We start from the raw sequence: 24,935 nt of genomic DNA on the forward strand, positions 1-24,935 counted from the left end.
GCGCGACCCTGCTCGGCGTGCGGTGCCACGACCCGCAAAGAGCTCAACCGGTTCTACGGCACTGCCCTCTCGGTGCACCGGGTCCTCCTGGTCTGTCCGGCGTGCGGGTGGATCGGATTCGAGCCCACGCCGCCCCGCCTCGCCACCTGAACGACCCTCGCGCGTCAGTCCGTATCGACGATGCCGAGCCGCGCACGCCGAGCGCGCGCGTACTTCGCGGCGACGGGCTCCGGGCCGAGGAGCTCCCCGATGCCCTTCAGCACGACGCCGGTCGCGGCACGGCCGGGCAGCACGCGGGTGGGGCGCACGCCGAGCAGTTCCTGAAAACGTGGCGAGATGGTCGTCACGGCGCCGTCGAAGAGCACCGGGTAGCCGGCCCGCAGCACCGGAAAGAGCGGCGGCCGGCGCAGGAACTTCACCACGTCGTCGGTCCGCCCGCTGCGCTCGAGCACCCCGCGCTCGTCGAACCCGGCCAGCTGCGCCTGCATCTCGTCGACGGAGCGCGGCGGGTTCTCCACCCCCATCAGCTCTCCCGCGACGGCCCACTCGCGCACGTAGGCGTCCGGCCCGCCGGGGATCGGCTCGCCCCAGGCCAGAGCCGCCTGCAGGAAGGAGTCGGCGAAGGCCATGTGCACCCACGACAGGAGGTCCTGGTCGTTGGCGGCGTAGTCGTGCGAGACCCCGTGGCGGTCGTGGTACGAGCCGGTGACGCGCTCGTGGATCTTGAGCACGAAGTTCGAGGCGGCCACGGCGTCGGCGCGGCTGCCGTACGACACCGTGAAGATCCAGCGGATGGTGCCCGCCAGGCGGCCGAGCGGGTCTTCGCGGTAGCGGGAGTGGTCGTGGACCCCGGCGAGCGCACCCGGGTGAAGGGCCTGTACGAGGAGGGCGCGGACACCGGCGGGGATCGTCGATATTCCGCCGTGAACGGACCAGACAGCTGAGCCGGGGCCGAAGAGGCCGGGATCGTCGCCGTCGCCGAGATCCTGCACCCATTGCGGGGTTCCGGTGCGCTGGCCGTTGAACGTGAACTGCAGGCGGGAGCGGATCGGCTCGGTCGCCGCTTTCATGAACGAGGTGGCTGGCACTCACTCAGTGAATGCCAGCCACCTGGGAGAACGCGACCGCTAGTCGCCGTGGGCCTCGACGGAGACGTCGTTCCAGTCGTTCCACGTCGCGAGGCGCGACTCGTAGTCCTTGGTCGCGATGCCGAGGGGCGCCTTGCCGAAGAAGATGCGGAGCGGCGGCTTGTCGGCGTCGACGACCTTCAGGATGGCCGTGCGGGTGGCCTTCGGGTCGCCCGGGTCGGCGGCCGACGGACGCTTCGACGCGGCCTCCCGGACCTCGGCGTAGGCGGCGATCTCGTCGCTGCGCGAGGCGGACGGGCCCGACCAGTCGGTCGAGAAGCCGCCGGGCTCGATCAGGGTGACGTCGATGCCGAAGCCGGCGACCTCCTGCGAGAGCGACTGCGAGAAGCCCTCGAGGGCCCACTTCGAGGCGTGGTAGGCGCCGACCGTCGGGAAGGCGCTGATGCCGCCGATGCTCGAGACCTGGATGACATGGCCCGACCCCTGCTCGCGCATGATCGGAATAGCCGCCTGCGTCACCCAGAAGGCGCCGAAGAGGTTCGTCTCGAGCTGGGCGCGGAGCTCCTCCTCGGTGACCTCCTCGATCATTCCGAAGTGGCCGTAGCCGGCGTTGTTGATGACGACGTCGAGTCGTCCGAAATGCTCGGCCGCCTGCGCGACGGCTGCGAAGTCGGCGTCGCGGTCGGTGACGTCGAGCGTCAGCGGCAGCACGTTCTCGCCGAACTTCTCGACCAGCTCGTCGAGCGTGTCGATCTTGCGCGCCGTCGCTGCGACCCTGTCGCCGCGCTCCAGGGCCGCCTCGGCCCACTCGCGGCCGAAGCCCTTCGATGCTCCGGTGATGAACCAGACCTTGCTCACAATGTGTCCTCTCGGGTGGTGTTCCTCGAGCAGTCAACTCCCGCATCCTGGGCGCTGCTCCGCTAACTTGCACTCCGAACCTTCTAGAGTGGCCTGGTGACCATCGACAGCGCGCGTCCCTGGCTTGACAGCTACGCCCCCGGCATTCCGCACGACATCGAACCGCCGACGGGGTCGCTCATCGACCTCGTGCGCGACACGGCCGCGAAGTACCCGTCGGCCACGGCGCTCGAGTACTTCGGCGCCGAGACCAGCTACAGCAGCCTGGTCGAGCAGATCCAGCGGGCCGCCGAGGGCCTGCGGAAGCTGGGCGTGAAGAAGGGCGACACGGTCGCTCTGATCCTGCCGAACTGCCCGCAGCACATCGTGGCGTTCTACGCGATCCTGCGCCTCGGCGCCATCGTCGTCGAGCACAACCCGCTCTACACGCCCCGCGAGCTCGAGCACCAGTTCGTCGACCACGGCGCCCAGTTCGCCATCGCGTGGGACAAGGTGGTGGCCACCATTCAGAAGTTCCCGGCCGAGGTGCCGATCCAGGCGATCGTCTCCGTCGACGTGACCAAGGCGATGCCGCTCAAGACCCAGCTGGCCCTGCGCCTTCCGGTGAAGCGCGCGCGCGAGTCGCGCGCCCGCCTCACCACGACGGTCACCGGCACGACGACCTTCGAGAAGCTCATGTCGTCGCCGAGGATCCCGGCCGACCACCCTCGTCCGGCCACCGACGACCTCGCTCTCATCCAATACACGTCCGGCACGACCGGCAGCCCCAAGGGCGCCATGCTGTCGCACTTCAACCTGCTCGCCAACGCGGCCCAGTGCCAGGCGTGGATCCCGCAGGTCAAGGAGGGCGAGAGCGTCGTCTACGCCGTGCTGCCGATGTTCCACGCCTACGGACTCACGCTCTGCCTCACGTTCGCCATGCGCATGGGGGCGCGCCTCGTGCTCTTCCCCGCCTTCGAGCCCGCGCTCGTGCTGGCCGCGATGAAGAAGCACCCGCCGACGTTCCTTCCGGCTGTGCCGCCGATCTACCAGCGGCTGCAGCGCGCCGCCGACGACGCGGGCGCGTCGCTCGAGGGCATCGAGATCGCGATCTCGGGTGCCATGCCCCTCTCGGCCTCCGTGGTCGAGCCGTGGGAGGAGCGTTCCGGGGGGTGGCTGATCGAGGGCTACGGCCTCAGCGAGACGTCGCCGGTGCTGATGGCCAACCCGGTCTCGGACGCCCGACGGGCCGGCACCGTGGGCCTGCCGCTCCCCAGCACCGAGATCCGGGCCGTCGATCCCGAGAACCCGACGCACGACGTGCCCAAGGGCGAGCGCGGCGAGCTGATCGTCCGTGGGCCGCAGGTCTTCAGCGGCTACTACCGCCGCCCCGAGGAGACCGACGAGGTCTTCGTCGACGGCTGGTTCCGCACCGGCGACATCATCACGATCGACGACGACGGATTCGTCGCCATCGTCGACCGGATCAAGGACCTCATCATCACCGGCGGCTTCAACGTCTCGCCCTCCGAGGTCGAAGACACTCTGCGGCAGTTCCCCGGTGTGGCCGACGTCGCCGTCGTCGGTCTCGGCAGCAGCGAGAACGAGCAGGTCACCGCCGCCATCGTCGTCGAGCCCGGCGTCACGCTCGACGAGGCCGGCCTGCGCGAGTTCGCCCGCGAGAACCTCGCCGCCTACAAAGTGCCGCGCCGCATCGTCATCGTGAAAGACCTGCCGAAGTCGCTCATCGGCAAGGTGATCCGCCGCCACGTCAAAGAGCAGCTGCTCAAGAAGTAGCAGCCGCCTCGATGTCGTCGAGGTGGCGCGACACCGCGTCGTAGACACGGCGCTGGGCGTCGAGAGACGACCGCCAGCCGTCGACGTGCGTGAGCGCGTGGTCGGCGCCCTTGATGGTGATCAGGTCGGCCGCCGCGTCGCCGGCCTCGGCCGGCAGCCACATCGCGTCGGCGTCGCCGCCGATGGCGAGGCCCGTGGTGTCGAGTTCCTGCATCGCCGCCGTCACGGCCTCGGCCGTCATCACCGGGGTGAGCCAGATGCCGGGGACCTTCTCGCGCACGGCCCACGGCAGCGCGAACGAGCCGAACGACTTCGCGACGACGAGGCGCCGAGCGGTCGCGCCGGCGAAGGCCTGCTCGGTCGCCCGCTCGACGAACGAGACGGGGTCGACGTCGTCCGGGACGATCCACGACACGGCCCGCACCTGCCACCCGCGCTCGGCGAGGAGCCGGCCGCACCAGAAGAGAAGAGGCGCCTGGGCGGTGTAGCCGGTGCCGGGCAGGAGCACGGCGACGTCGGGGCTGTCGGGGTTCGCGATGATCGTCGAGTCGGTCATGCGGGTCACGGTAGCCGACGGCCCTGCGCTGCGCCCGAGCAGGATAGGCACACCTAACGCACGCACGACGTGTCTGGCAAGGTACGCTCTACTGCTTGCACTCCCGAGACCCTGGAGCGCCCAGTTCAGCAAGGAGAGACATTGGGATCCCTCATCTACGGTTCCACCTCGATCGAGATCGAGTTCGAGGATCGCACTCTCGAGCACCTCCAGATCGTCATCGCCACGAAGCTCCGCCGTCGCGAGTCGTTCTTCTTCTCGTGGCGCGACCCGCAGAAAGTCGGCGACGGCCGCTCCAGCCTCTGGATGGACCCCGGCATCCCGCTCTACTTCAAGTACAACGGCGGCCGGGTGCCGTCGATCAGCCGCAGCTGGCTCGCCGAGCTGACCGCGAGCGCCAACAGCTCGTCGGGCCTCGTGCTCTCGGACGAGCCGTCGCTCGACAACAGCGCCAAGCCGTAACGCGCGGCCCCGCGATCAGGCGCGGGCGGCCGACCTCTTCTTCAGCACGATCGCCAGGGCGCGCCAGCCGATCAGGAAGACGGCGTTGACGATGAGGGCGACGATCACGAAGCTCGTCGCGACGCCCTGGTCGCTGACGTTGCGGAGCAGCATTCCGCCGACGACCGTGGCGATCCAGATGATCGCGCCCGAGTAGACGGTGACGAACGGCCAGCGGAAGCCGATCACGAAGAGCCAGCCGATCACGAGGCCGGTGACGAACGGCCACGCGGTCGTCGCGATGCCGAAGAGCGCGTTCGACTCGTCGTGGCTGCGGCGGCCGATGAGCACGAAGGCGAGCACGAGCGCGAGGTCGAACACGAACGACCACCACGGCGCGCGGGGGTAGACCGACTTCGGGATCATCAGCGCGACCGCGGGTTCTCGAGGGCCTGCGCGAGCTCGGCGAGGAGCTCATCGATCTGCGGTTCGACGAGGCGGTCGACGGCGTCGGAGATCCGGCGGCGGTGCTCGACGAGGGCGAGGCAGACGGAGGTGCCGACCTGACGGGCGTGGTCGTCGGCGAGTTCGAGTTCGGTGCGCAAGGCCTTCTTCGCTTCTTCGGAGTAGGGGGCGGGGGGTTCGGCGGCGGGCGGAGCGACGGGCCGGTCTCTCTCGGCGAGCTCCGCGAGCGTGAAGAGGAAGGGCTGGCCGGGCTCGGGCTCCGGATCGATCTCGAGGCCCTGGAATTCGAGGGCGAGACCCTCGTCGGGCTTGTAGCCGCCGGTCTCGGGCTCGGCCGCCTTGGCGAGCTCGCGCGCGACCATGGGCAGGTTCCTGGCGGTGTAGTCGTCGACCGCCTCGTCGATGATCGCCTGCATGCGGCTCAGCAGGGCGTGCTGCACGGCGTGGGGCACGTCGTGGTCGAAGCCGGCGGCCGTCGCGATCGGCGAGCCGAAGCACTGTCGGCAGACGCGGGTGCGCGCCCGGGAGGTGCCGACCTGCCAGCGCGGAAGCCAGCGGAGAAAGGCGTCGACGCCGCTGCGGACGCGCCCCTCGATCGAATCGGCCATGCCTCATGGTAGGCCGACGCGCCCGGGAATCCGTGGGGGCGCGCGCCGCGAACGGAGCGTAGCGTGCGGGACACCATCGAAGGAGCCCCCATGAGCGACATCCACGGCCACGACGCCGAGCGCCCCGAGCCCGACCCCGCCGCCGAGCACGGCGACAGCCCCGACGAGGTCGACACGGTCGACGCCGAAGACACGACGCCCTTCCACAACCCGGCCGAGGCCGAGGCCGACAGTGAGCTGGGCGGGCACCTCCCCCTCCACTAGCCGACCTAGAATGGCCTGATGGTGGCGAGACGATGGGCGGCGTTCGTCGCGGCCCTCGTGATGATCTCCGTCGTCGCGGCTCCGGCGTCGGCCAGCGCCGCCACCGCCACCGGCCCCTACGTCGCCCTGGGCGACTCGTACGCGTCGGGCTACGGCCTCCCCGAGGCCACCGGCGAGCCCGTGTCCGGATGCGGCCAGTCGCGTCTCGACTACCCGCATCTCCTGGCGCGAGAACTGGCCCTCCCCCTCACCGACGTCACGTGCGCCGGTGCCACCACCTCCGACGTGGTCAGCCGGCGGCAGCTCGGCGCGCAGCCCCAGGTCGCCGCCCTCAGCGACTCCACCAGGCTCGTCACCATCACCATCGGCGGCAACGACGCCGACCTGATCGGAACCGTCGCCCGATGCATCGCCGTGTCCGCGAACGGCCCCGTGTTCTCGACCGGCGAGGACAGCTGCAAGGCGACGCTCGAGAGAGACGGGGTGAACACGCTGAACCGGTCGATCGACGACACGGTCGTGCCGAAGGTGCGTGCCGCTTTCCGCGACATCGCTCGTGCGGCGCCCAACGCGCGGGTGTTCGTCGTGGGTTACCCGGCGCTGTTCCCGAACGCCGCGAGCGTCCCGGCTGGCGGGTGCTTCCGGTCGGTGGCCGACGGATCGGGCTTCGTCGGCGACGGGTTCCCCTTCACGACGACCGACGTCGCGTTCCTCGGCGGCATGCAGTCGCACCTCGACGGCGCTCTGCGCTCCGCCACGCAGCGCGCCGGGTTCACCTACGTGTCGACTCTCGCCGGCAGCTACGCGCACTCCGCCTGCGCCACCTCCGACTCGTACCTCGAGGGCATCACGCTGTCAGCCGACTCGACGTTCTCGTCGATCACTCTGGCCGACGGAGCCCTGCACCCGAACGAGCGCGGCACCCGGTACCTGGCGGCGCAGACGGCCGACGCGATCCGCGCGGCCGCCGCGACGCCGCCCGCGTCACCGGCAACGGCCGATGCGGGCGGATTCCCGCTGGTGTGGCTCGTGCTCGCCGGCATCGTCGTCGTGTTCGCGGCGATCGCGCTCCTCGTGGCGCGCAGCATCCGCCGATCGCGGCGCGACCGGAGCTGACGGGACCGAGCCGACGCGGCTGGCCGACGGGGGCTGGCCGACAGGGGGGTACCCGGCAGGGGGGCTGCCCGGCAGGGGGCTAAGGCGCCGTCACGAAGTCGATGAGCTCCTCGACGCGGCCGAGGAAGGCCGGCTCGAGGTCGGCGAAGGTGCGCACCTGCCCGAGGATCCTCTGCCACGCGCGGGCGATGTCGGCCTGCTCCTCGTGCGGCCAGCCGAGGGCCTGGCAGATGCCGTGCTTCCACTCGATCGAGCGCGGGATCACCGGCCATTCCGCCAATCCGACGCGGGCGGGCTTCACCGACTGCCACACGTCGACATAGGGGTGCCCGACCACGAGCACGTTGGCATCCGACACGGCCGCGGCGATGCGGCTCTCCTTCGAGCCCTTCACCAGGTGGTCGACGAGCACGCCGACACGACGGCCGGGACCGGGCCGGAACTCCTTCAGCACGTCGGCGAGGTTGTCGACGCCCTCCAGGTACTCGACCGCGACACCCTCGACCCGGAGGTCGTGGCCCCAGACCTTCTCCACCAGCTCGGCGTCGTGTCGCCCCTCGACGAAGATGCGACTGGGGAGCGCTGTACGGGCCTTGGCGTCCTGCACGGCGAACGACCCGGAGGCCGACCTCATGCGCCCCTGCGGGGCCGCCTGCGGGTAGCGCAGGCGCACCGGCTCGCCGTCCATGGCGAACGACGCGGTCAACGGGAAGGCCCGCACCCGATCCTTCCAGTCGACGAGCTCGACCGTCTGCGCCTCGACGCGCACGACCGCACCGGTGAAGCCCGAGACCGTCTCCTCGACAACGAGGTCGCGGACGGCGTCGACGACGCGAGGCTCCGGTCGCTTCGACTTCTTCCAGGTGCCTCCCGCCAGGACGTCGTCGCCGTAGCGGTCGAAGTCGGTCATGCCGTGCGCCTCCGGGCCTGCTCCTGCGCGGCTCGCGACGGAGGTTGGAAGCCGTCGGCGAACGCCCAGACCGCGAACACGAGGAGCGCGATGATGTAGAGGATCGAGATGATCACCGGCAGCCACGGCGACTCCAGCAGGCCGTTCTTCTGCGACACCAGTGCGGCCACGACCTCCGCCGCCAGGAACCAGAAGGTGATGCCGATGGCGCGCGACACGTAGATCGCGAACCGGTGGCGCATGTCGCGGGTGCGGTCGCGTCCGCCGCCCTTCCAATAGACGGCATGGGGAACCAGGATGTGGCGTGCCGGCATGAAGGCGAGCGCGGCTGAGGCCACCACCCAGATGCCGATTACGATCAGGCTGGTGATCACGACCACGATCTCGAGGTCGCTCCGGGAGGCAGCGAGGCCCTTCTTCCCGGCCGACGACCAGATCAGGATCGTGTGCGCGGGCAGCTGCCGGGAGGCGACGAGGAGCGCCACGACGACGGCTGCCATGCCGATCGCCGCGGGCCGCAGGGGCGCGAGCCACCATGCCGCTCCCCGCGCTGTGCCGGAGCTCACGTCGGAAGCCAGGTCAGGCCTGCGCTCTCTCGAGGACGAGCTCGCGCACGCGAGCAGCGTCGGCCTGGCCCTTCATGGCCTTCATGACCGCTCCGATGACCGCACCGGCGGCCTGGACCTTGCCGTCGCGGATCTTCTCGAGCACGTCGGGCTGCGACGCCAGGGCCTCGTCGATGGCGGCGATGAGCGCGCCGTCGTCCGACACGACCTTGAGGCCGCGCTTCTCGACGACCTCGGCGGGAGTGCCCTCTCCGGCGATGACGCCCTCGAGCACCTGGCGGGCCAGGCGGTCGGTCAGCTCTCCGGAGTCGATCAGGGCGATCAGCTCGGCCAACTGCGACGGCTCCACCAGCGACGATGCGTCCACCTCGGCGGCGTTCGCGAGACGGGCGATCTCGCCCGTCCACCACTTGCGCGCGCTGGCCGGAGTCGATCCGGCGGCGACCGTCTCGACGATCTCGGTGAGCAGGCCCGCGTTCTTGACGTCTTGGAACTCGAGGTCGGTGAAGCCCCACTGGGCCTTGAGGCGGCGGCGCATGACGGCCGGCGATTCGGGAAGGGCCGCACGGAGTTCCTGGATCAGCTCCAGCGAGGGCTCGACCGGCAGGAGGTCGGGCTCGGGGAAGTACCTGTAGTCGTCGGCGTCGCTCTTCGGGCGGCCGGCGGAGGTGCGGCCGGTGTCTTCGTGCCAGTGGCGGGTCTCCTGCGTGATCGTGCCGCCCTTGGCGAGGATGGCGGCCTGGCGCTGGATCTCGTAGCGGATGGCGCGCTCGACGGCGCGGAACGAGTTGACGTTCTTCGTCTCGGTGCGGGTGCCGAGCTTCTCCTGGCCGCGGGGGCGCAGCGAGATGTTGGCGTCGCAGCGGAGGTTGCCGCGCTCCATGCGCGCCTCCGAGATGCCGAGGCCGCGGACGATGTCGCGGATTGTCTCGACGTACGCGGCACCCAGCTCGGGCGCGAGGGCCTCGGCGCCGATGATCGGGTGCGTGACGATCTCGACGAGCGGGACGCCGGCGCGGTTGTAGTCGACCAGGGAGTACTCGGCGCCCTGGATGCGGCCGGTGGAGCCGCCGACGTGCGTGAGCTTGCCGGCGTCCTCCTCCATGTGGGCGCGCTCGACGGGCACCGTGAACAGCGTGCCGTCGGGCATCTCCACCTCGACCGAGCCCTCGAAGGCGATCGGCTCGTCGGACTGGCTGATCTGGTAGTTCTTGGCCAGGTCGGGGTAGAAGTAGTTCTTCCGGGCGAAGCGCGAGGTGGGCGCGATCGAGCAGCCGAGCGCGAGGCCCAGGCTGATCGCGTACTTCACGGCCTGGCCGTTGACGACCGGGAGCGACCCGGGCAGCCCCAGGTCGACCGGCGTGATGTTGGTGTTGGGCTCGCCGCCGAACTCGTTCGGGGCGTCCGAGAACATCTTCGTCGCGGTCGACAGCTCGACGTGCACCTCGAACCCGACGACGGGCTCGAACATCTCGAGCGCCTTGTCGTAGTCCATCAGTTCTGGGCGGGCGGCCATCAGACCACTCCTTCGGTTGCGGCGGACTGTTCGGAGACGCTGAGGCTCGGCGCCTTCGAGATGAGCGTGTGACCCCAGGTCGACTCGAAGAGCTGCTCGAGCGCGGCGCCGTAGGTGTACAGGCGGGCGTCCTCCCGGGCGGGCGCCATCAGCTGGATCCCGGTCGGCAGGCCGTCCTCGTCGGCGAGGCCCATCGGCAGCGACAGGCCGGGGATGCCGGCCAGGTTCGCGGGGATCGTCGTGAGGTCGTTCAGATACATCGCCAGCGGGTCGTCGATCTTCTCGCCGATCGGGAACGCCGTGGTGGGCGCGGACGGCGAGATGAGCACGTCGACCTCGTCGAAGAGGCGCGAGAAGTCGCGCTGCACGAGCGTGCGCACCTTCTGCGCCGAGCCGTAGTACGCGTCGTAGTAGCCGGCGCTGAGGGCATAGGTGCCGAGGATGATGCGGCGCTTCACCTCGGGGCCGAAGCCCTGCTCGCGCGTGGCCGCCATGACCTGCTCGACGGTTCCGCCGCCCTCGGGCGTGACGCGGAGGCCGAACCGGACGGAGTCGAACTTGGCGAGGTTCGACGACGCCTCGGCGGGGAGGATCAGGTAGTAGGCGCTGATCGCGTACTCGAAGCTGGGGGCCGAGACCTCGACGATCTCGGCGCCGGCGGCGGTGAGAAGCGCGACGGCGTCGGCGAAGCGGGCCTTGACGCCGGCCTGGAAGCCGTCGCCGTTCAGCTCCCTGACGATGCCGACCTTGACGCCCTGGAGCGAGCCGGGCGCGAGTCCCGCGCGGGCGGCGTCGGCGAACGACGGCCACTCGTCGCGGAGCGACGTGGAGTCGCGGGGGTCGTGACCCTTGATCACGTCGTGCAGCAGCGCCGAGTCGAGCACGGTGCGGCTGACGGGGCCGATCTGGTCGAGCGACGACGCCAGGGCGATCGCGCCGTAGCGGCTGACGGAGCCGTAGGTCGGCTTCACGCCGACCGTGCCGGTGACCGCGCCGGGCTGGCGGATCGAGCCGCCGGTGTCGCTGCCGAGGGCGAGGGGCGCCTCGAAGGCCGCGACGGCCGCAGCCGAGCCACCTCCCGAGCCGCCGGGGATCCGGTCGAGGTTCCACGGGTTGTGGGTCGGGCCGTACGCCGAGAACTCGGTCGACGAACCCATCGCGAACTCGTCCATGTTGGTCTTGCCGAGCGGCACCAGGCCTGCGGCACGGACCTTCGCGACGGCGGTCGCGTCGTAGGGCGGGATCCAGCCCTCGAGGATCTTCGAGCCCGAGGTCGACGGCATCCCGATGGTGCAGAGGACGTCCTTGACCGCGATCGGCACGCCGGCGAGCTCGCCCAGGGTCTCCCCCGCGGCCCGGCGCTCGTCGATCGACTTCGCGGTGGCGAGGGCCCCGGCGTTGACGTGCAGGAACGCGTGGACGTCGCCGTCGACGCCGGCGATGCGGTCGAGGTGCGCCTTCGTCGCCTCGACGCTCGACACCTCGCGGCTCTGGAGCTTCGACGCCAGGTCGGCGGCTGACAGGTGGATGAGGTCGGTCACTGCTCTTCTCCCAGGATCGCGCTCACCTTGAAGCGGGTTCCGTCGTGCTCGGGCGCGCCCGCCAGCGCCTGCTCCTGCGTGAGGGTCTCGCCGACCACGTCGTCGCGGAAGACGTTCGACAGAGGGATCGGGTGGCTCGTGGCCGGCACGTCGGCGTTCGCGACCTCGGACACCTTGGCGATGCTGTCGACGATGTGGCCGAGCTCGCCCGTCAGCTTGTCGATCTCGTCGGGGGTGAGGGCGATCCGGGCGAGCCCTGCGAGGTGCTCCACCTGCTCGCGCGTGATTTCAGACATGCCCACGAGTCTATTCGGCGCCCGTCTGAGAACCTGCAGGACACAAGCTGGGCGCAGGAACTCGGGGCGCCCGGCTCCTCGAGTCGAAGCGGCGCGACTAGGCGCTGTGGACGGACTCGCGACTGACGTCCTGGGGCCGCACGTACTCCAGCGACGGACCGTTCACGAGCTGCGGCCCGTCGGGCACGGGGTCGCGGCCGTCGGCGAGGTCGCCTCGGCCGATGCCGATGAGCGCGAGGCTGCGCATGGCGTGGCTGCCGGTCGTGAAGTACTCGTTGTGCGTGACGACTGCGGTCAGCTTCTGCGACGTGTACGGGTCGACGGCCGAGCCGAGGTTGAGGAGCTTCGAGCCGAACACCACCGAGCCGGGGTCGGCGCCGAAGACGCCGCTGCCGGCGACGGGGTCGAGCGCCGCGGCTCCGGCGAACACGTGGCCCGCGGTGACGGCGAGGTCGCCGGCGTCGGCCACGACGCTGCCGGGCGATCCGAGGGCCACGAAGTCGTCGACGTGGATCGTGCCCGACGACAGAGCGATCGTGGCCGTCGTGGAGCCGTACGAGTGGCCGATGATCGTCGTGCGGGGCTCGTCCTCGAGGCGGACGGCGTCCAGGCCCTCGACGGCGTTCTCGAGGTGCACCGCGCCGGCCTCGGCGAGGCTCAGCCCGAGCACGTTCGTCATGACCGGGGTGCGGTAGCCCATCCACGAGACGACGGCGGACGACTCGGGGGCGGAGGTCGTGGTGGCAAGCGTGTTCGACCAGAAGGTCTCGGAGCTCTGGACCGCCGCTGCGGCGTTGGTGAACGAGACCATCTGCGTGGAGACGGTGTACATCATGCCCGGCACCATCAGGCTGACGTTCTTCGCGGTGTCGAGATCGCCGATGGCGACGGCGGCACGACCCGGGTAGACGGTGTCGAGCGAGACGAGGCTGCGAGCGGTGTCGTTGCCGTCGTAGCCGGGTATGAGCGACTGCTGCACCTGCTGCAGCATGGCGAGGCGCTGCCCCTGGGTCGGGGCGCCGACGACGGTGCCGCCCGGGTTCTGCTCGAGGTCGTCGATGGTCCGGCTCAGCGTGATGCGGTTGGCGAGGTTCCGCTGCGAGTACGGGACGCCCTCGAGGTTGCCGATGATGCTCGGGACGGCCGAGAGGAGGACAGTGCGCTGCGCCGTGGGGACGGTGCTCCACCAGGCGCGAACGGCGGTGGCTTCGTCGGCGCCGGCGCCGAGTTCCTGCGCCAGGGTCAGATCGGCACCGGAGTCGACGTCGAGCGACTCCCCGAACTCGCCGAGGGTCAGAGACGACGCGCCGGCCAGAGCGGAGAGGCAGGCGGGGGCGTCGAGATCGGCTGGGAGGCTCGCCGGCGCACGGCCGTCGCTGTCGGCTCCGCAGGAGCGGAGCGTCGCGAACGACGAGATCGGCAGGCCCTCGACGGCTGCGGAGTGCGTCGAGACGTCAGCCGCGGTCGTGGCGTCAGCCGCGGTCGCGACGTCGGCGCCGGCCGTGACGTCGACGGAGGAGGCCGCGTCGTCATGCGACCGGACCGACTCGGAGGACTGCTGGGTCGCGGACACGGACACCACGTCGACGCGCGGTGGCACGGCGACAGGCCCGGTCACGCCTAGCACGTTGACCGAGGAATACAGGATGGCTGCGGCAAAGAACAGCACGTCGGGGTTCCCCTACTAGCGCACCTGGGTCCCGTACCCCTACAGACGAGATCGATGCGCTAGCACACATCCTAGGAGGCCCGCTGACCGGTTGACCAGTGATGGGCCGAATTCATCAGGAATCGTCCCCCGAAATGGGGGCCGCTTCGTCCCCCTCACTGGGGGCAGTGAGGGCGCTCGGCCCGACAGTGACGAGGAGTGCGAATTCTGCCGCGTCGATGATCCGTACCCCGAGGGCTTCGGCCTTCGTGAGCTTCGATCCGGCCCCCGGTCCGGCCGCGACGTAGTCGGTCTTCTTGCTGACGCTGTTGCCGGCCTTGCCGCCGGCGGCGAGGATGGCCTCCTGCGCGCCCTCGCGGCTGTAGCCCTCGAGCGAGCCGGTGGCCACGACAGTGAGCCCGGCGAGGACTCCACCGGCCGCTTCGGCGGCACCCGGACCCGGGTGGCCGGGCGTCGCGAACTGCACGCCGGCGGCTGTCCAGCGGTCGATGATCTCGACGTGCCAGTCGACCTCGAACCAGGCGAGGAGGGCATCGGCGATGATGCCGCCGACCCCGTCGACGGCGGCGAGCTCGTCGCGCGACGCGGCGCGGATGGCGTCGAGCGAGCCGAAGTAGTCGGCGAGCGCTCGCGCCGCCACCGGACCGACATGGCGGATGCTGAGCCCGACGAGGAACCGCCAGAGCGGGCTCGTCTTCGCCTTCTCGAGGTTCTCGAGGAGCAGCTCGGCCCGCTTCGACGGCGTCGGCGATCCGTCGTCCTGGAGCTTGGCGATGCGGAACGGCGACATCACCTTCGGCTTGCCGTCGTCTTCGAGCTTCTCCATGCCCGTCTCGGAGTCGCGCACGATCACGCGGATCGGCAGGATGTCGTCGATCGTCAGGTCGAACAGACCGGCCTCGGTGACGACCGGCGGCTCTTTCGGCTCGAGCGGCTGCGTGAGCGCGGCCGCGGCGACCTCGCCGAGGCCCTCGATGTCGAGCGACCCCCGAGAGGCGATGTGCTCGACGCGACCGCGGACCTGCGCCGGGCAGCTCTTGCTGTTCGGGCAGCGGAGGTCGATGTCTCCCTCCTTGGCCGGAGCGAGCTTCGTGCCGCACTCCGGGCAGTTCTCGGGCATGACGAACTCGCGCTCGGTGCCGTCGCGGAGCTCGACGACCGGGCCGAGCACCTCGGGGATCACGTCGCCCGCCTTGCGGAGCACGACGGTGTCGCCGATCAGCACGCCCTTCGCCTTGACGACCTGCTGGTTGTGCAGGGTCGCCTGGCGCACCTCGGAGCCCGCTACCTCCACCTTCTCCATGGCGGCGAACGGCGTCGCGCGACCGGTGCGTCCGACGCTGACGACGATGTCGAGGAGCTTCGTGTTGACCTCTTCGGGCGGGTACTTGAAGGCTGTCGCCCAGCGCGGGGCGCGGCTGGTGGCGCCGAGCTCTTCGTGCAGGCCGAGGTCGTCGACCTTGATGACGATGCCGTCGATCTGGTGCTCGACCGAGGCGCGCTGCTCGCCGTAGCGCGTGATGAATTTCTCGACCTCGTCGATCGTGTCGAACACCCGGAAGTGAGTCGAGATCGGCAGGCCCCACGAGCCGAGCAGGCCGTAGATCTCGGACTGGCTCGTCACCTCCGTCGAGGCCTCGAGCTCGCGGACCGGCCAGGCGCCGATGCCGTGCACGAGCATCCGCAGGCCCGTGAGGCGCCGGACCATCAGCGCCTTCTTCTCGACGCTCTTGCCCTCCTCCTTCTGGCGGAGGGAGCCGGCTGCGGCGTTGCGCGGGTTGGCGAAGAGCCGCTCGCCGGCGTCCCGCTGCGCGGCGTTGAGCGCGTCGAACTCGGTGACCGGGAAGAAGATCTCGCCCCGCACCTCGACGAGGGGCGGGTGGCCGGTGCCCTTCAGGCGCTCGGGGATCGTGCCCATCGTGAGCACGTTGCCGGTGACGTCCTCCCCCACGACGCCGTCGCCACGCGTCGCCGCGGTGATGAGCACTCCGTTCTCGTACCGGAGGTTGATGGCGAGACCGTCGATCTTGAGCTCGGAGAGGAAGCGCACCGTGCCGGCACCGGCGTCACGCTCGACCTTGCCGGCCCACTCGCGCAGCTCGTCGAAGTCGAAGACGTTGTCGAGGCTCAGCATGCGCTCGGCGTGCTGCACCGGTGCGAACTGCGTCGTCTCGGCACGGCCGCCGACCGTCTGGGTGGGGCTGTCGGGCGACTGCAGCTCGGGGTGCTCGCGTTCGAGCTCGTCGAGGCGCCGCACCAGGGCGTCGTACTCGGAGTCGGCGACCGTCGACGCGTTGCCCTCGTAGTACTGGTCGCGGAGCCCGAGGATCCGGGTGGTCAGCGCCTGCGCCTCGTCGCGTGCCGCCTCGAGAGTGGTGTCGGAGGTGGTCATGCGGGGCTCCTCGGAGAGTTATGCGGGGATGGGAACAGGCACCGCGCTGATGGTGCGGTCGATCGTGCACTGCCCGAGCACTCGCGTGCCCACGTACACGACCGCGGTCTGACCGGGCGCGACGCCGTTGAGGGGCTCGTGCGGGGTGATGACCAACTCTGTTCTATCGCCATCCACCGACACTCGCGCAACTGCGGGGACCGGATCGGCGTGCGCGCGGATCTGCACGTCGCAGTCGAACACCTCGGTCGGGTCGAGCGGCGCGAGGCCTGCCCACGAGAACTTCTCGCCGGCGATCTCGGCGATGTCGAGAGCCTCCTTGGGCCCGACGACGACCGCGTTGTCTTTCGGACGCACCTCGAGCACGAAGCGGGGCTTGCCGTCGTCTGACGGGAAGCCGATGTTGAGGCCCTTGCGCTGGCCCACGGTGAACGCGTGAGCCCCCTCGTGCGTGCCGACGACGGCACCCGTGCGATCCAGGATCTCGCCCTGCTCGGCGCCGACGCGCTCAGCCAGCCAGCCGCGGGTGTCGCCGTCGGGGATGAAGCAGATGTCGTGGCTGTCGGGCTTCTGGGCCACCGTGAAGCCGCGGGCGGCCGCCTCGGCGCGCACCTCCGCCTTCGACGGGGTCGCGCCCAGCGGGAACATCGAGTGGTCGATCTGCTCCTTGGTCAGCACGCCCAGGACGTACGACTGGTCTTTCGCCCAGGCGCTTGCCCGGTGGAGCTCCTTGTTGCCGTCGGCGTCGGCGACGATCGAGGCGTAGTGACCGGTCGCCACCGCGTCGAAGCCGAGGGCGATCGCCTTCTCGAGGAGGGCGGCGAACTTGATCTTCTCGTTGCAGCGCATGCACGGGTTCGGCGTGCGGCCCGCCGAGTACTCGGCGACGAAGTCGTCGACGACGTCGAGCTTGAAGCGCTCCGAGAAGTCCCAGACGTAGTACGGGATGCCGATCATGTTGGCGGCGCGCTGGGCGTCCATCGAGTCCTCGATGGTGCAGCAGCCGCGGCTGCCGGTGCGGAGCGTGCCCGGCATCCGGCTGAGCGCCAGGTGCACGCCGACGACGTCGTGGCCGGCATCGACGGCCCGGGCCGCCGCCACGGCGGAGTCGACGCCGCCGCTCATCGCTGCCAGAACCTTCATGTGCTCCAGTGTAAACGCGCGATTCCGCGCTCGAGTCGGGTCTAGGCTCCAAAGCGATGACTCAGCAGACCGCCTCCTTCTCGATGCGGTCCGTCGCACTCTCCGCGTTCCTGCCCGCCGCGCTCTTCGCGATCGGCGAGGGCGCCATCATCCCGATCATCCCGGTCGCCAGCGACAACCTCGGCGCGACCCTGGCCCTGTCGGCGTTCGTGGCCTCGCTGATCCTCGTCGGCGAGCTCATCGGCGACATCCCCAGCGGCTGGCTCGTCTCGCGGGTCGGCGAGCGCCGGGCCATGATCGGCGCGGCCCTGGTGAGCGTGATCGGGCTGGTCGTCTGCCTGGTGTCGCCGAACTTCGTCGTGCTCGCGATCGGCGTCTTCCTGATCGGCCTCTCGACCGCGGTCTTCGCGCTGGCGCGGCACGCGTTCATGACGTCGTTCGTGCCGCCCGAGATCCGCGCCCGGGCGCTGTCGAGCCTCGGCGGCGTCTTCCGTCTGGGCTACTTCGTCGGGCCCTTCCTGTCGGCGGGCCTGATCCACCTGACCGGCTCGGTGCAGTCGGCGTTCTGGATCCACATCGTCGGGTGCCTCTCGGCCGCCGCCGTGCTGCTGTTCATCAAGGATCCCGCGTCGAAGCTCGCGAGGCCGACGCCCCGCGCCTCGCACGCCGAGACCCCCGGCGAGCAGGAGGTGCGCCGCGAGGCCCAAGGGCTGTTCGCGACGCTGGTGAAGTACCGCGGCGTGCTGGTGAAGCTCGGGAGCGGCGCAGCACTGATCGGGGCCATGCGCGCCGGGCGCCAGGTGATCCTGCCGCTGTGGGCCGTCTCGATCGGGATCGGGTCGAGCGAGACCGCCCTCATCATCGGCATCGCCGGCGCCATCGACTTCGGCCTCTTCTACACGAGCGGCCAGATCATGGACCGCTGGGGCCGCATGTGGAGCGCCATGCCCTGCATGGTGGGCCTCGGCATCTCGTACGTCGTGCTGTCGTTCACCCATGCCCTGCCGACGAACGTCGCCTGGTTCGTCGGGGTCGCGATGTTCATGTCGGTGGCGAACGGCATCGGCTCGGGCATCCTCATGACGCTCGGTGCCGATCTCGCCGACAAGTCCGACCCCGCGCCCTTCCTCGGCGCCTGGCGGTTCACGGGCGACTTCGGCAGCGCCGCCGCTCCCCTGCTCATCTCGGGCATCACCGCGATCGCGACGATCTCGCTCGCGTCGGGCGTGATGGGCGTCCTCGGCTTCGTCGGGGCCGCGATCCTGCTGCGGTACGTGCCCCGGTACTCGCCCCACCAGCCGCACCTGAAGCGCTAGCCGGTGCCGGTCGCAGCTAGGATTGCCACGCCCGCGGGAGTGGTGGAATTGGCAGACACGCAGGATTTAGGTTCCTGTGCTTTCGAGCGTGAGGGTTCAAGTCCCTTCTCCCGCACCAGGTACGCAGTTCTCGCACTGAGGTCGCAGTTCCCGTCCGCTTCTCGTCGCGGCTAGCCGCCGACACCCGGGGTGAAGCTCCCATCGGGCAGCCACGTGATGCTGCCGGGCTGGCCGTCGGTCGTCCAGTCGACCGTGAGACCGCTCGCCGGGAAGTACTGCTCCGAGACGCAGGCCGATGACAGCGAGTTGCCGTGGACGACCACCAGGCAGTCGTAGTTCGACGTGTCCTTCGCGAGGTAGTAGCGCACGCCGGCCGAGTCGTCGGTGATGCCGACGCTGCGGAACGACGTCTTCACGAGCGTCCCCGGGATGTCGATCTTCGGCACGTCGAGGTTCGACTGCGGGGTGTCGTACCAGTCCGAGAAGTCGGCCTTCGGCAGCTGCGTCTGCACCGCCCGCAGGTTCCTCTCGGCGGCTGTGACTCTGGCGGCCTGCACGTCGGCCGCCGTCCGATGCTGGCCGAGTGACAGCCCGACCCCGAATCCCGCCAGCAGGAACGCGGCAGCCCCGGCAACCAGAACCAGTCTCCGGCGCTTCGGCCTCCTCGCGCCGGGCCCCGCCCCGGGCGGCTGCTCCGTGGGCGCGGCTGCGGCCGGATCGGCCTCGGCCGTCTGCCTGGCCTCCGCCGTTGGCGGTGCCTCCGCCGCCCGCTCCGCGGCTGCCGCTCGCTCCGCCGCTGCCCGCTGCGCCGCCGCCGACCGCTCCGCCGCCGCCGACCGCTCGGCCTCCACGCCGTCGAACCGGGCCAGCGCCTGTCGGTCCTCGCGCGTCGCCTCCGGCCCGAACGCCCGCTCCACCAGTCGTGTGCGCTCGTCCTGTCGTCCGTCGTCCATCGCGACCCCCTCGTCGTCCCCGATCCTAGGTCGCCCGCGGCCGCGTCTCCGCGCCGACGGGGCCGCGCCGACGTGCCGAGGGGACCGCTGCGTCTCGAAGGAGGGGACTGCTCCGTCCCGCGCAGGGGGGATGGCCCCCGCGGACTGGGTGGCTACCCCCAGAGAACCGCTCACGTCCGTCGGTTACGCTGGCACCGATCACGAAGCTCGCACTCAGTCGGCTCCGGGTCGCTTCCCTGGAGAAACACCGATGCTCCCGCTCGCAGCAATTCCCTTCCTCGATCCCGAGGCCCTCATCCACGCCTTCGGGCCGTGGGCCGTGCTCGGAATCTGCGCGATCATCTTCGCCGAGACGGGCCTGCTCATCGGCTTCATCTTCCCGGGCGACACTCTGCTCATCCTCGCCGGCGTCATCGCGGCCAAAGACAGCTACGGCCTCGGCATGCCGATCGTGCTGATCGCGTTCTTCATCGCCATCGCGGCGTTCCTCGGCGGCGAGCTCGGCTACCTCATCGGGCACAAGGTGGGCCCGCGCATCTTCGAGCGCAAAGACAGCGGCATCTTCTCGTCCGAGAACGTGAAGAAGACGAACCAGTTCTTCGAGCGGTTCGGCTCGGGCGCGGTCATCTTGGCCCGGTTCGTGCCGGTGATCCGCACGTTCCTGCCCATTGCCGCGGGTGTGGCGCACATGCGCTACAAGAAGTACTCGCTGTTCAACGCCATCGGCGCCGTCGCCTGGGGCTTCGGCATCACGATGATCGGCTACGGCATCGGGCACATCCCGCCGGTGGCCACGTTCGTCGAGAACTACATCGACATCATCCTGCTCGGAGCCGTCGTCCTGACCGTCGTGCCGGTGCTCGTGAAGGTGCTCAGCACGTCGCGCAAGGCGAAGAAGGCCGAGGCGGAGTCGTCCACGCCGGCTAACGGCGAGGCGCGCACCCAGCCGTAGGGGCTTCGGCGGCCGTCCCGCTCGGCCCAGGGCCCGGGGCGCCCGCGCCCGCCCGTGCCGGCCGCGAGGTAGCCGTACCTGTCGCGCCGCCGCACCCCGTGCCGCCGGAGGACCCCGAGATGGCCGCACCTGTCGCGCCGCCGCACCCCGCCCGACGGCGCCGGCCATCTCGCGGACGCACGGCGCGGCGGCCCCAAGGCCCGGCGGCCCGGGAGACCCGGCGTTACCCGCGAGGTGGCCGCGCCTGTCGCACCGGCCCGCCGGGCCCGACGGCCAGGGCCATCTCGCCGTCAAGGGGCCGCGCGGCGCGCCCATGGGACGCCGCGTGGCCCGGCGGCCTGAGGCAGACGGCCGGGCGGCCCGGAGGCGGTTGGCCGGGCGGCCGCGAAGTGGGCGGCCGGGGCCACGAGGTGGCCGCGCCCGTCACACCGACCCGCCGGGCCCGACGGCGAGGGCCATCTCGCCGGTGAGGGGCCGCACGACGCCCAGCATCCGCACTCGGGACGCCGCATGGCCCGTCGGCCCGAATGAGACGGCCGGGCGGCTGCGAAGTGGGCGGCCGGGGGCCGCGAGGTGGCCGCGCACGTCGCACCGGCCCGCGCGGCCCGACGGCGAGGGCCATCTCGCGGACGAGGCGCGCCGGCGCCGGCGCGCTACGCGCCCAACGCGGCGCGCAGGCGCGGCGCCAGCGCCCGGAACGCCTGCGACCGGTGGCTCGTGGCGTCCTTCTCGGCGACCGACAGCTCGGCGGCCGAGCCGGGCGCGCCGTCGGGGTGGAAGATCGGGTCGTACCCGAAGCCGCCGGCTCCGGCGGGGGCGTCGAGCACGGTGCCACGCCACTCGGCGAGCTCGACGAGCTCGGTCGACTCGGCCGCGACGGCCGGACCGTCGGGCCCGACGGCTCCGTCGCGCGGGGGCACGACGAGAGCGGCGGCGCAGACGAACGCCGCGCCGCGAGCCGAGTCGGGCCCCAGCGCAGCCAGGTTGGCAAGGAGCAGGTGGAGGTTGTCGGTGTCGTCGCGAGTTCCTGCGTAGCGGGCCGAGTGGATGCCGGGGGCGCCGTCGAGGGCGTCGACCGAGATTCCGGAGTCGTCGGCCAGCGACGGGAGCCCCGTGTGCGCTGCGGCCGCACGGGCCTTGATCAGCGCGTTGCCCTCGAACGTGTCGGCGTCTTCGACCGGCTCGGGCCCGTCGTAGGCGACCAGCTCGATCCCCTCGAGGGCGTCACCGAGGATGCGGCGGAGCTCGTCGACCTTGTGGGCGTTGTGGGTGGCGAGGACGACGCGCTGCACGGTCAGAGGCCCAGGGTCTCGCGCTGGATGCGGGAGAGGTCGACGGCGCCGCCGAGGGCGAGGTCGAGCAGCGAGTTCAGCTCGTCGCGGTCGAACGGCGCGCCCTCGGCCGTGCCCTGCACCTCGACGAACTTGCCCGACCCCGTGACGACGACGTTCATGTCGGTCTCGGCGCGGACGTCTTCGACGTAGGCCAGGTCGAGCATCGGCACACCGTCGATGATGCCGACCGAGACGGCCGAGACGCTGTCGCTGAGGGGCGTCGCCTTCTGCGCGATGAACTTGCTAGCGCGGCCCCACTCGATGGCCTCGGCGAGCGCGACGTAGGCGCCGGTGATCGCCGCGGTGCGCGTGCCGCCGTCGGCCTGCAGCACGTCGCAGTCGAGCACGATGGTGTTCTCGCCGAGCGCCTTCATGTCGACGACGGCACGGAGGCTGCGGCCGATGAGGCGCGAGATCTCGTGCGTGCGGCCGCCGATCCTGCCCTTGACGCTCTCGCGGTCGTTGCGCGAGTTCGTGGCGCGGGGCAGCATCGCGTACTCGGCGGTGACCCAGCCCTTGCCCTTGCCGGTCAGCCACCGCGGCACGCCGTTCGTGAAGGACGCGGTGCAGAGCACCTTGGTGTCGCCGAAGCTGACGAGCGCGCTGCCCTCGGCCTGGCTCGACCAGCCCTTTTCGATGGTGACCTCGCGGAGCTGGTCGTTCTGTCGTCCGTCGGCGCGTTCGGTCATGGGGTGCTCTCCTTGGTTCTCGTCACCCGGAAGCCCGGGGGAAGGTCGATCGTGCCGGTCTCGAGGTGGCCCACTGTCGCCACCTCGGGGCCGAGGAATCTCTTGGCCAGGCGGATGAAGCCCTGCTGATCGGGGCCGGTCGCCTGGAAGTCGTAGGTGGGCGCACGGGCCGAGCGGCGCTCGAGCTCGTGCGCGACGAGGGTCGAGTAGACGTCGTTCGCAGTCTCTTCGGCACTGGAGACGAGCGTGACGCCGGGGCCCATGACGTACTGGATGGCCGCCGACATCAGCGGGTAGTGGGTGCAGCCGAGCACGAGCGTGTCGACGCGGGCGTCGCGGAGCGGAGCGAGGTACTCCTCGGCGACGGCTCGCAGCTCCGGGCTGGAGGTGTCGCCGGCCTCGACGAACTCGACGAACCGGGGGCAGGCCCGCGTGAAGAGGGTGAGGTCGGGGGCGGCGGCGAAGGCGTCTTCGTAGGCGCGCGAGTTGATGGTGCCCTCGGTGCCGATGACGCCGACCCGCTTCGAGCGCGTCTGCTTCATCGCGGCGCGGACGGCGGGCTGGATGACCTCGACGACGGGGATCCCGTGCGCCCCGGTGTAGCGCTCGCGCGCGTCGCGGAGCACGGCCGACGAGGCGGTGTTGCAAGCGATGACGAGGGCCTTGACGCCCTGCGCGACGAGGTCGTCCATGACGGCGAGCGCATACTCGCGGACGGCCGCGATCGGCTTGGGGCCGTAGGGCGAGTGCTCGGTGTCGCCGACGTAGAGGATCGACTCGCGCGGAAGCTGGTCGATGATAGCCCGCGACACCGTCAGGCCGCCGACGCCTGAGTCGAAGACTCCGATTGGTGCGTCCGTCACGATCGTCAAGCCTACCCGGGCCGGGCGGGCCTAGGCTGGCGGCGTGACCAGCGCGCTGTTGACCGACCGGTACGAACTCACCATGCTCGAGGCGGGTCTCCGCGACGGGACGGCCCTCCGGCGGAGCGTGTTCGAGGTGTTCACCCGCCGCCTGCCACCGGGGCGACGGTACGGAGTGGTCGCAGGAACCGGCCGCTTCCTCGAAGAGCTCGGCCGCTTCCGCTTCGGCGAGCCCGAGCTGGAGTGGCTCCGCGCCGGTGCCATCGTCGACTCGGCCACCATCGACTGGCTCGCCGACTACCGCTTCTCGGGCGACATCCACGGGTACCGCGAGGGCGAGGTGTTCTTTCCGAACTCGCCCATCCTCGTCGTCGAGTCCACCTTCGCCGAGGCGGTCCTGCTCGAGACCCTCGCGCTGAGCGTCTTCAACTACGACTCCGCGGTGGCCAGCGCCGCAGCGCGCATGGTGTCGGCCGCCGACGGGCGGCCTCTCGCGGAGATGGGCTCGCGCCGCACCGGCGAGTGGAGTGCCGTCGCCGCCGCGCGGGCCGCGTTCATCGCCGGATTCGGCGCCACGAGCAACCTCGAGGCCGGTCGGCACTGGGGCGTGCCCACGATGGGCACCGCGGCCCACGCGTTCACGCTGCTCTACGACACCGAGGAGGAGGCCTTCCGCTCGCAGGTGGCCGCCCTCGGCCCGTCGACGACGCTCCTCGTCGACACCTACGACATCGCGGCCGCGGTCGAGACGGCCGTGAAGGTCGCCGGCCCGGAGCTGGGCTCGGTGCGAATCGACTCGGGCGATCTGCCCTCGCTCGTGGCCGCCGTGCGCGCGCAGCTCGACTCGCTCGGCGCGACCGGCACGAAGATCACCGTCACCAACGACCTCGACGAGTTCACGATCGCCGCCCTCCGCGCGGCTCCGGTCGACAGCTACGGCGTCGGCACGTCGGTCGTGACGGGCTCGGGCCATCCGGCGGCGTCGATGGTGTTCAAGCTCGTGGCGCACCAGGACGGCGCCGGCAGATGGGTGTCTGTCGGCAAGAAGTCGGCCGAGAAGGCGACAGTCGGCGGGCGCAAGTTCCCAGTGCGATCGCGACGCCGCGGGGTCGCGGCGGAGGAGATCGTGCGGGTCGGCTCGCAGGATGTCGGCCCGTCGGAGCGGCCGCTGCTCGTGCCCCTGGTCACGGCCGGAGTGGTCGACGAGCGCTGGACCGGCCCGGGTGGAGTGCTGCTGGCACGCGAGCACCGCGAGGCCGCGATCGGCGAGCTGCCGGAGGCGGCTTTCAGCCTCGGTCGGGGCGAGGCGATCATCCCCACCCGTTACGAATGAAGGACTACTCCGACTTCATCTTCTCGTAGATGGCCTTGCAGCTCGGGCAGACCGGGAACTTCTCGGGGTCGCGGCCCGGCGTCCACTTCTTGCCGCAGAGCGCCTTGACGGGCTTGCCGCTCAGGGCCGACTCCATGATCTTGTTCTTGGGCACGTAGTGCGAGAAGCGCTCGTGATCGCCCGGCTCGATCGCCTCCTCGTTGAGGAGCTTCTCGAGTTCGCGGTCGAGCACGTCCGTGCCTCCGCCGATGCCGTCGCCCTGGAATCCCGTGTCGCTCATGGCCACCATG

Annotated in this window: 25 protein-coding genes and 1 tRNA gene; 8 read left to right on the forward strand and 18 right to left on the reverse strand. The window is 70.8% G+C overall.

Translation table 11 applies throughout. The features are described 5' to 3' along the window. Window positions 1-164: 164 nt before the first annotated feature. Entirely contained in the window at window positions 165-1,088 is a 924-nt protein-coding gene (locus EDF46_RS09955) for an oxygenase MpaB family protein (protein ID WP_233579980.1), read from the reverse strand. 39 nt (window positions 1,089-1,127) lie between these two features. After that, entirely contained in the window at window positions 1,128-1,946 is an 819-nt protein-coding gene (locus tag EDF46_RS09960) for an SDR family oxidoreductase (RefSeq protein ID WP_199738258.1), read from the reverse strand. 93 nt (window positions 1,947-2,039) lie between these two features. Here EDF46_RS09960 and EDF46_RS09965 point away from each other — a divergent pair, with 93 nt between their 5' ends. After that, window positions 2,040-3,722 (forward strand): long-chain-fatty-acid--CoA ligase, encoded by a 1,683-nt coding sequence (locus EDF46_RS09965; protein WP_370454101.1) that lies wholly within the window; start codon window positions 2,040-2,042, stop codon window positions 3,720-3,722. Here EDF46_RS09965 and EDF46_RS09970 read toward each other — a convergent pair. Next, window positions 3,712-4,278 carry a hypothetical protein gene (locus EDF46_RS09970; protein ID WP_123506137.1) on the reverse strand — a complete coding sequence of 189 codons (567 nt, stop codon included), beginning with the start codon at window positions 4,276-4,278 and terminating at the stop codon, window positions 3,712-3,714. The two genes, EDF46_RS09965 and EDF46_RS09970, sit on opposite strands and share 11 nt — an antisense overlap. A gap of 141 nt (window positions 4,279-4,419) precedes the next feature. Here EDF46_RS09970 and EDF46_RS09975 point away from each other — a divergent pair, with 141 nt between their 5' ends. Beyond that, entirely contained in the window at window positions 4,420-4,740 is a 321-nt protein-coding gene (locus EDF46_RS09975; RefSeq protein ID WP_123506138.1) for an ATP-dependent DNA ligase, read from the forward strand. A 15-nt stretch (window positions 4,741-4,755) separates the two neighbouring features. Here EDF46_RS09975 and EDF46_RS09980 read toward each other — a convergent pair whose 3' ends face one another. Further along, the gene (locus EDF46_RS09980; RefSeq protein ID WP_123506139.1) at window positions 4,756-5,145 is read right to left on the reverse strand and encodes a DUF3054 domain-containing protein; all 390 of its coding nucleotides are present in this window, start codon (window positions 5,143-5,145) and stop codon (window positions 4,756-4,758) included. Continuing rightward, entirely contained in the window at window positions 5,145-5,792 is a 648-nt protein-coding gene (locus EDF46_RS09985; RefSeq protein WP_123506140.1) for a spermidine/putrescine ABC transporter substrate-binding protein, read from the reverse strand. Before EDF46_RS09985 ends, EDF46_RS09980 begins: the two co-directional genes overlap by 1 nt. A gap of 90 nt (window positions 5,793-5,882) precedes the next feature. Here EDF46_RS09985 and EDF46_RS18320 point away from each other — a divergent pair, with 90 nt between their 5' ends. Then, a complete protein-coding gene (locus EDF46_RS18320; RefSeq protein ID WP_158614208.1) occupies window positions 5,883-6,056 on the forward strand; it encodes a hypothetical protein in 174 nt (57 codons plus the stop codon). 18 nt (window positions 6,057-6,074) lie between these two features. Next, window positions 6,075-7,172 carry an SGNH/GDSL hydrolase family protein gene (locus tag EDF46_RS09990; RefSeq protein WP_123506141.1) on the forward strand — a complete coding sequence of 366 codons (1,098 nt, stop codon included), beginning with the start codon at window positions 6,075-6,077 and terminating at the stop codon, window positions 7,170-7,172. A 79-nt stretch (window positions 7,173-7,251) separates the two neighbouring features. On the opposite strand, the gene EDF46_RS09995 is transcribed toward EDF46_RS09990, so the two are convergent. The 8 genes from EDF46_RS09995 to mnmA all read right to left on the reverse strand — a co-directional run bounded on the left by EDF46_RS09995 (window position 7,252) and on the right by mnmA (window position 17,205). Next, a complete protein-coding gene (locus tag EDF46_RS09995; protein ID WP_123506142.1) occupies window positions 7,252-8,082 on the reverse strand; it encodes a DUF3097 domain-containing protein in 831 nt (276 codons plus the stop codon). Next, on the reverse strand, window positions 8,079-8,648 hold the full coding sequence (locus EDF46_RS10000; RefSeq protein ID WP_148061190.1) for a hypothetical protein: 570 nt from the start codon (window positions 8,646-8,648) through the stop codon (window positions 8,079-8,081). Before EDF46_RS10000 ends, EDF46_RS09995 begins: the two co-directional genes overlap by 4 nt. A gap of 13 nt (window positions 8,649-8,661) precedes the next feature. Then, a complete protein-coding gene (gene gatB, locus EDF46_RS10005) occupies window positions 8,662-10,164 on the reverse strand; it encodes an Asp-tRNA(Asn)/Glu-tRNA(Gln) amidotransferase subunit GatB (protein ID WP_123506144.1) in 1,503 nt (500 codons plus the stop codon). Continuing rightward, window positions 10,164-11,705 carry an Asp-tRNA(Asn)/Glu-tRNA(Gln) amidotransferase subunit GatA gene (gene gatA, locus EDF46_RS10010; RefSeq protein ID WP_123506145.1) on the reverse strand — a complete coding sequence of 514 codons (1,542 nt, stop codon included), beginning with the start codon at window positions 11,703-11,705 and terminating at the stop codon, window positions 10,164-10,166. The genes gatB and gatA overlap by 1 nt, the downstream gene beginning before the upstream one ends. Then, a complete protein-coding gene (gene gatC, locus EDF46_RS10015) occupies window positions 11,702-12,001 on the reverse strand; it encodes an Asp-tRNA(Asn)/Glu-tRNA(Gln) amidotransferase subunit GatC (RefSeq protein WP_123506146.1) in 300 nt (99 codons plus the stop codon). Before gatC ends, gatA begins: the two co-directional genes overlap by 4 nt. Window positions 12,002-12,098: 97 nt before the next feature. Further along, window positions 12,099-13,619, reverse strand: coding sequence for an alpha/beta hydrolase (locus EDF46_RS10020; protein WP_148061191.1), 1,521 nt, complete (start codon window positions 13,617-13,619; stop codon window positions 12,099-12,101). A gap of 166 nt (window positions 13,620-13,785) precedes the next feature. After that, on the reverse strand, window positions 13,786-16,062 hold the full coding sequence (ligA, locus tag EDF46_RS10025; protein WP_123506148.1) for an NAD-dependent DNA ligase LigA: 2,277 nt from the start codon (window positions 16,060-16,062) through the stop codon (window positions 13,786-13,788). 18 nt (window positions 16,063-16,080) lie between these two features. Further along, on the reverse strand, window positions 16,081-17,205 hold the full coding sequence (gene mnmA, locus EDF46_RS10030; RefSeq protein WP_123506149.1) for a tRNA 2-thiouridine(34) synthase MnmA: 1,125 nt from the start codon (window positions 17,203-17,205) through the stop codon (window positions 16,081-16,083). 56 nt (window positions 17,206-17,261) lie between these two features. Between mnmA and EDF46_RS10035 the strand changes: the two genes are divergently transcribed. Further along, window positions 17,262-18,521: an MFS transporter gene (locus EDF46_RS10035; protein ID WP_123506150.1), complete on the forward strand. Its 1,260-nt coding sequence runs from the start codon at window positions 17,262-17,264 to the stop codon at window positions 18,519-18,521. 33 nt (window positions 18,522-18,554) lie between these two features. Then, window positions 18,555-18,639, forward strand: a tRNA-Leu gene (locus tag EDF46_RS10040). Between the two features lie 52 nt (window positions 18,640-18,691). On the opposite strand, the gene EDF46_RS10045 is transcribed toward EDF46_RS10040, so the two are convergent. Next, on the reverse strand, window positions 18,692-19,474 hold the full coding sequence (locus EDF46_RS10045; protein ID WP_123506151.1) for a hypothetical protein: 783 nt from the start codon (window positions 19,472-19,474) through the stop codon (window positions 18,692-18,694). 250 nt (window positions 19,475-19,724) lie between these two features. Between EDF46_RS10045 and EDF46_RS10050 the strand changes: the two genes are divergently transcribed. Beyond that, window positions 19,725-20,426, forward strand: coding sequence for a DedA family protein (locus EDF46_RS10050; protein WP_123506152.1), 702 nt, complete (start codon window positions 19,725-19,727; stop codon window positions 20,424-20,426). A gap of 653 nt (window positions 20,427-21,079) precedes the next feature. On the opposite strand, the gene EDF46_RS10055 is transcribed toward EDF46_RS10050, so the two are convergent. Genes EDF46_RS10055 through murI form a run of 3 tightly spaced genes read right to left on the reverse strand, consistent with a single transcriptional unit; the run spans window position 21,080 to window position 23,312 of the window. Continuing rightward, window positions 21,080-21,718, reverse strand: a complete 639-nt coding sequence (locus EDF46_RS10055) for a non-canonical purine NTP pyrophosphatase (protein WP_123506153.1) — start codon at window positions 21,716-21,718, stop codon at window positions 21,080-21,082. 2 nt (window positions 21,719-21,720) lie between these two features. After that, the gene (gene rph, locus EDF46_RS10060; protein ID WP_123506154.1) at window positions 21,721-22,449 is read right to left on the reverse strand and encodes a ribonuclease PH; all 729 of its coding nucleotides are present in this window, start codon (window positions 22,447-22,449) and stop codon (window positions 21,721-21,723) included. Then, window positions 22,446-23,312: a glutamate racemase gene (gene murI, locus EDF46_RS10065; protein WP_123506155.1), complete on the reverse strand. Its 867-nt coding sequence runs from the start codon at window positions 23,310-23,312 to the stop codon at window positions 22,446-22,448. Before murI ends, rph begins: the two co-directional genes overlap by 4 nt. An 82-nt stretch (window positions 23,313-23,394) precedes the next feature. Between murI and EDF46_RS10070 the strand changes: the two genes are divergently transcribed. Next, window positions 23,395-24,645 (forward strand): nicotinate phosphoribosyltransferase, encoded by a 1,251-nt coding sequence (locus tag EDF46_RS10070; RefSeq protein ID WP_233580013.1) that lies wholly within the window; start codon window positions 23,395-23,397, stop codon window positions 24,643-24,645. A gap of 4 nt (window positions 24,646-24,649) precedes the next feature. Here EDF46_RS10070 and EDF46_RS10075 read toward each other — a convergent pair whose 3' ends face one another. Next, window positions 24,650-24,925, reverse strand: coding sequence for a DUF3039 domain-containing protein (locus EDF46_RS10075; RefSeq protein WP_123506521.1), 276 nt, complete (start codon window positions 24,923-24,925; stop codon window positions 24,650-24,652). Window positions 24,926-24,935 lie beyond the last annotated feature (10 nt).

Source organism: Frondihabitans sp. PhB188 (genome assembly GCF_003752365.1).
Classification (GTDB): Bacteria; Actinomycetota; Actinomycetes; order Actinomycetales; family Microbacteriaceae; genus Frondihabitans.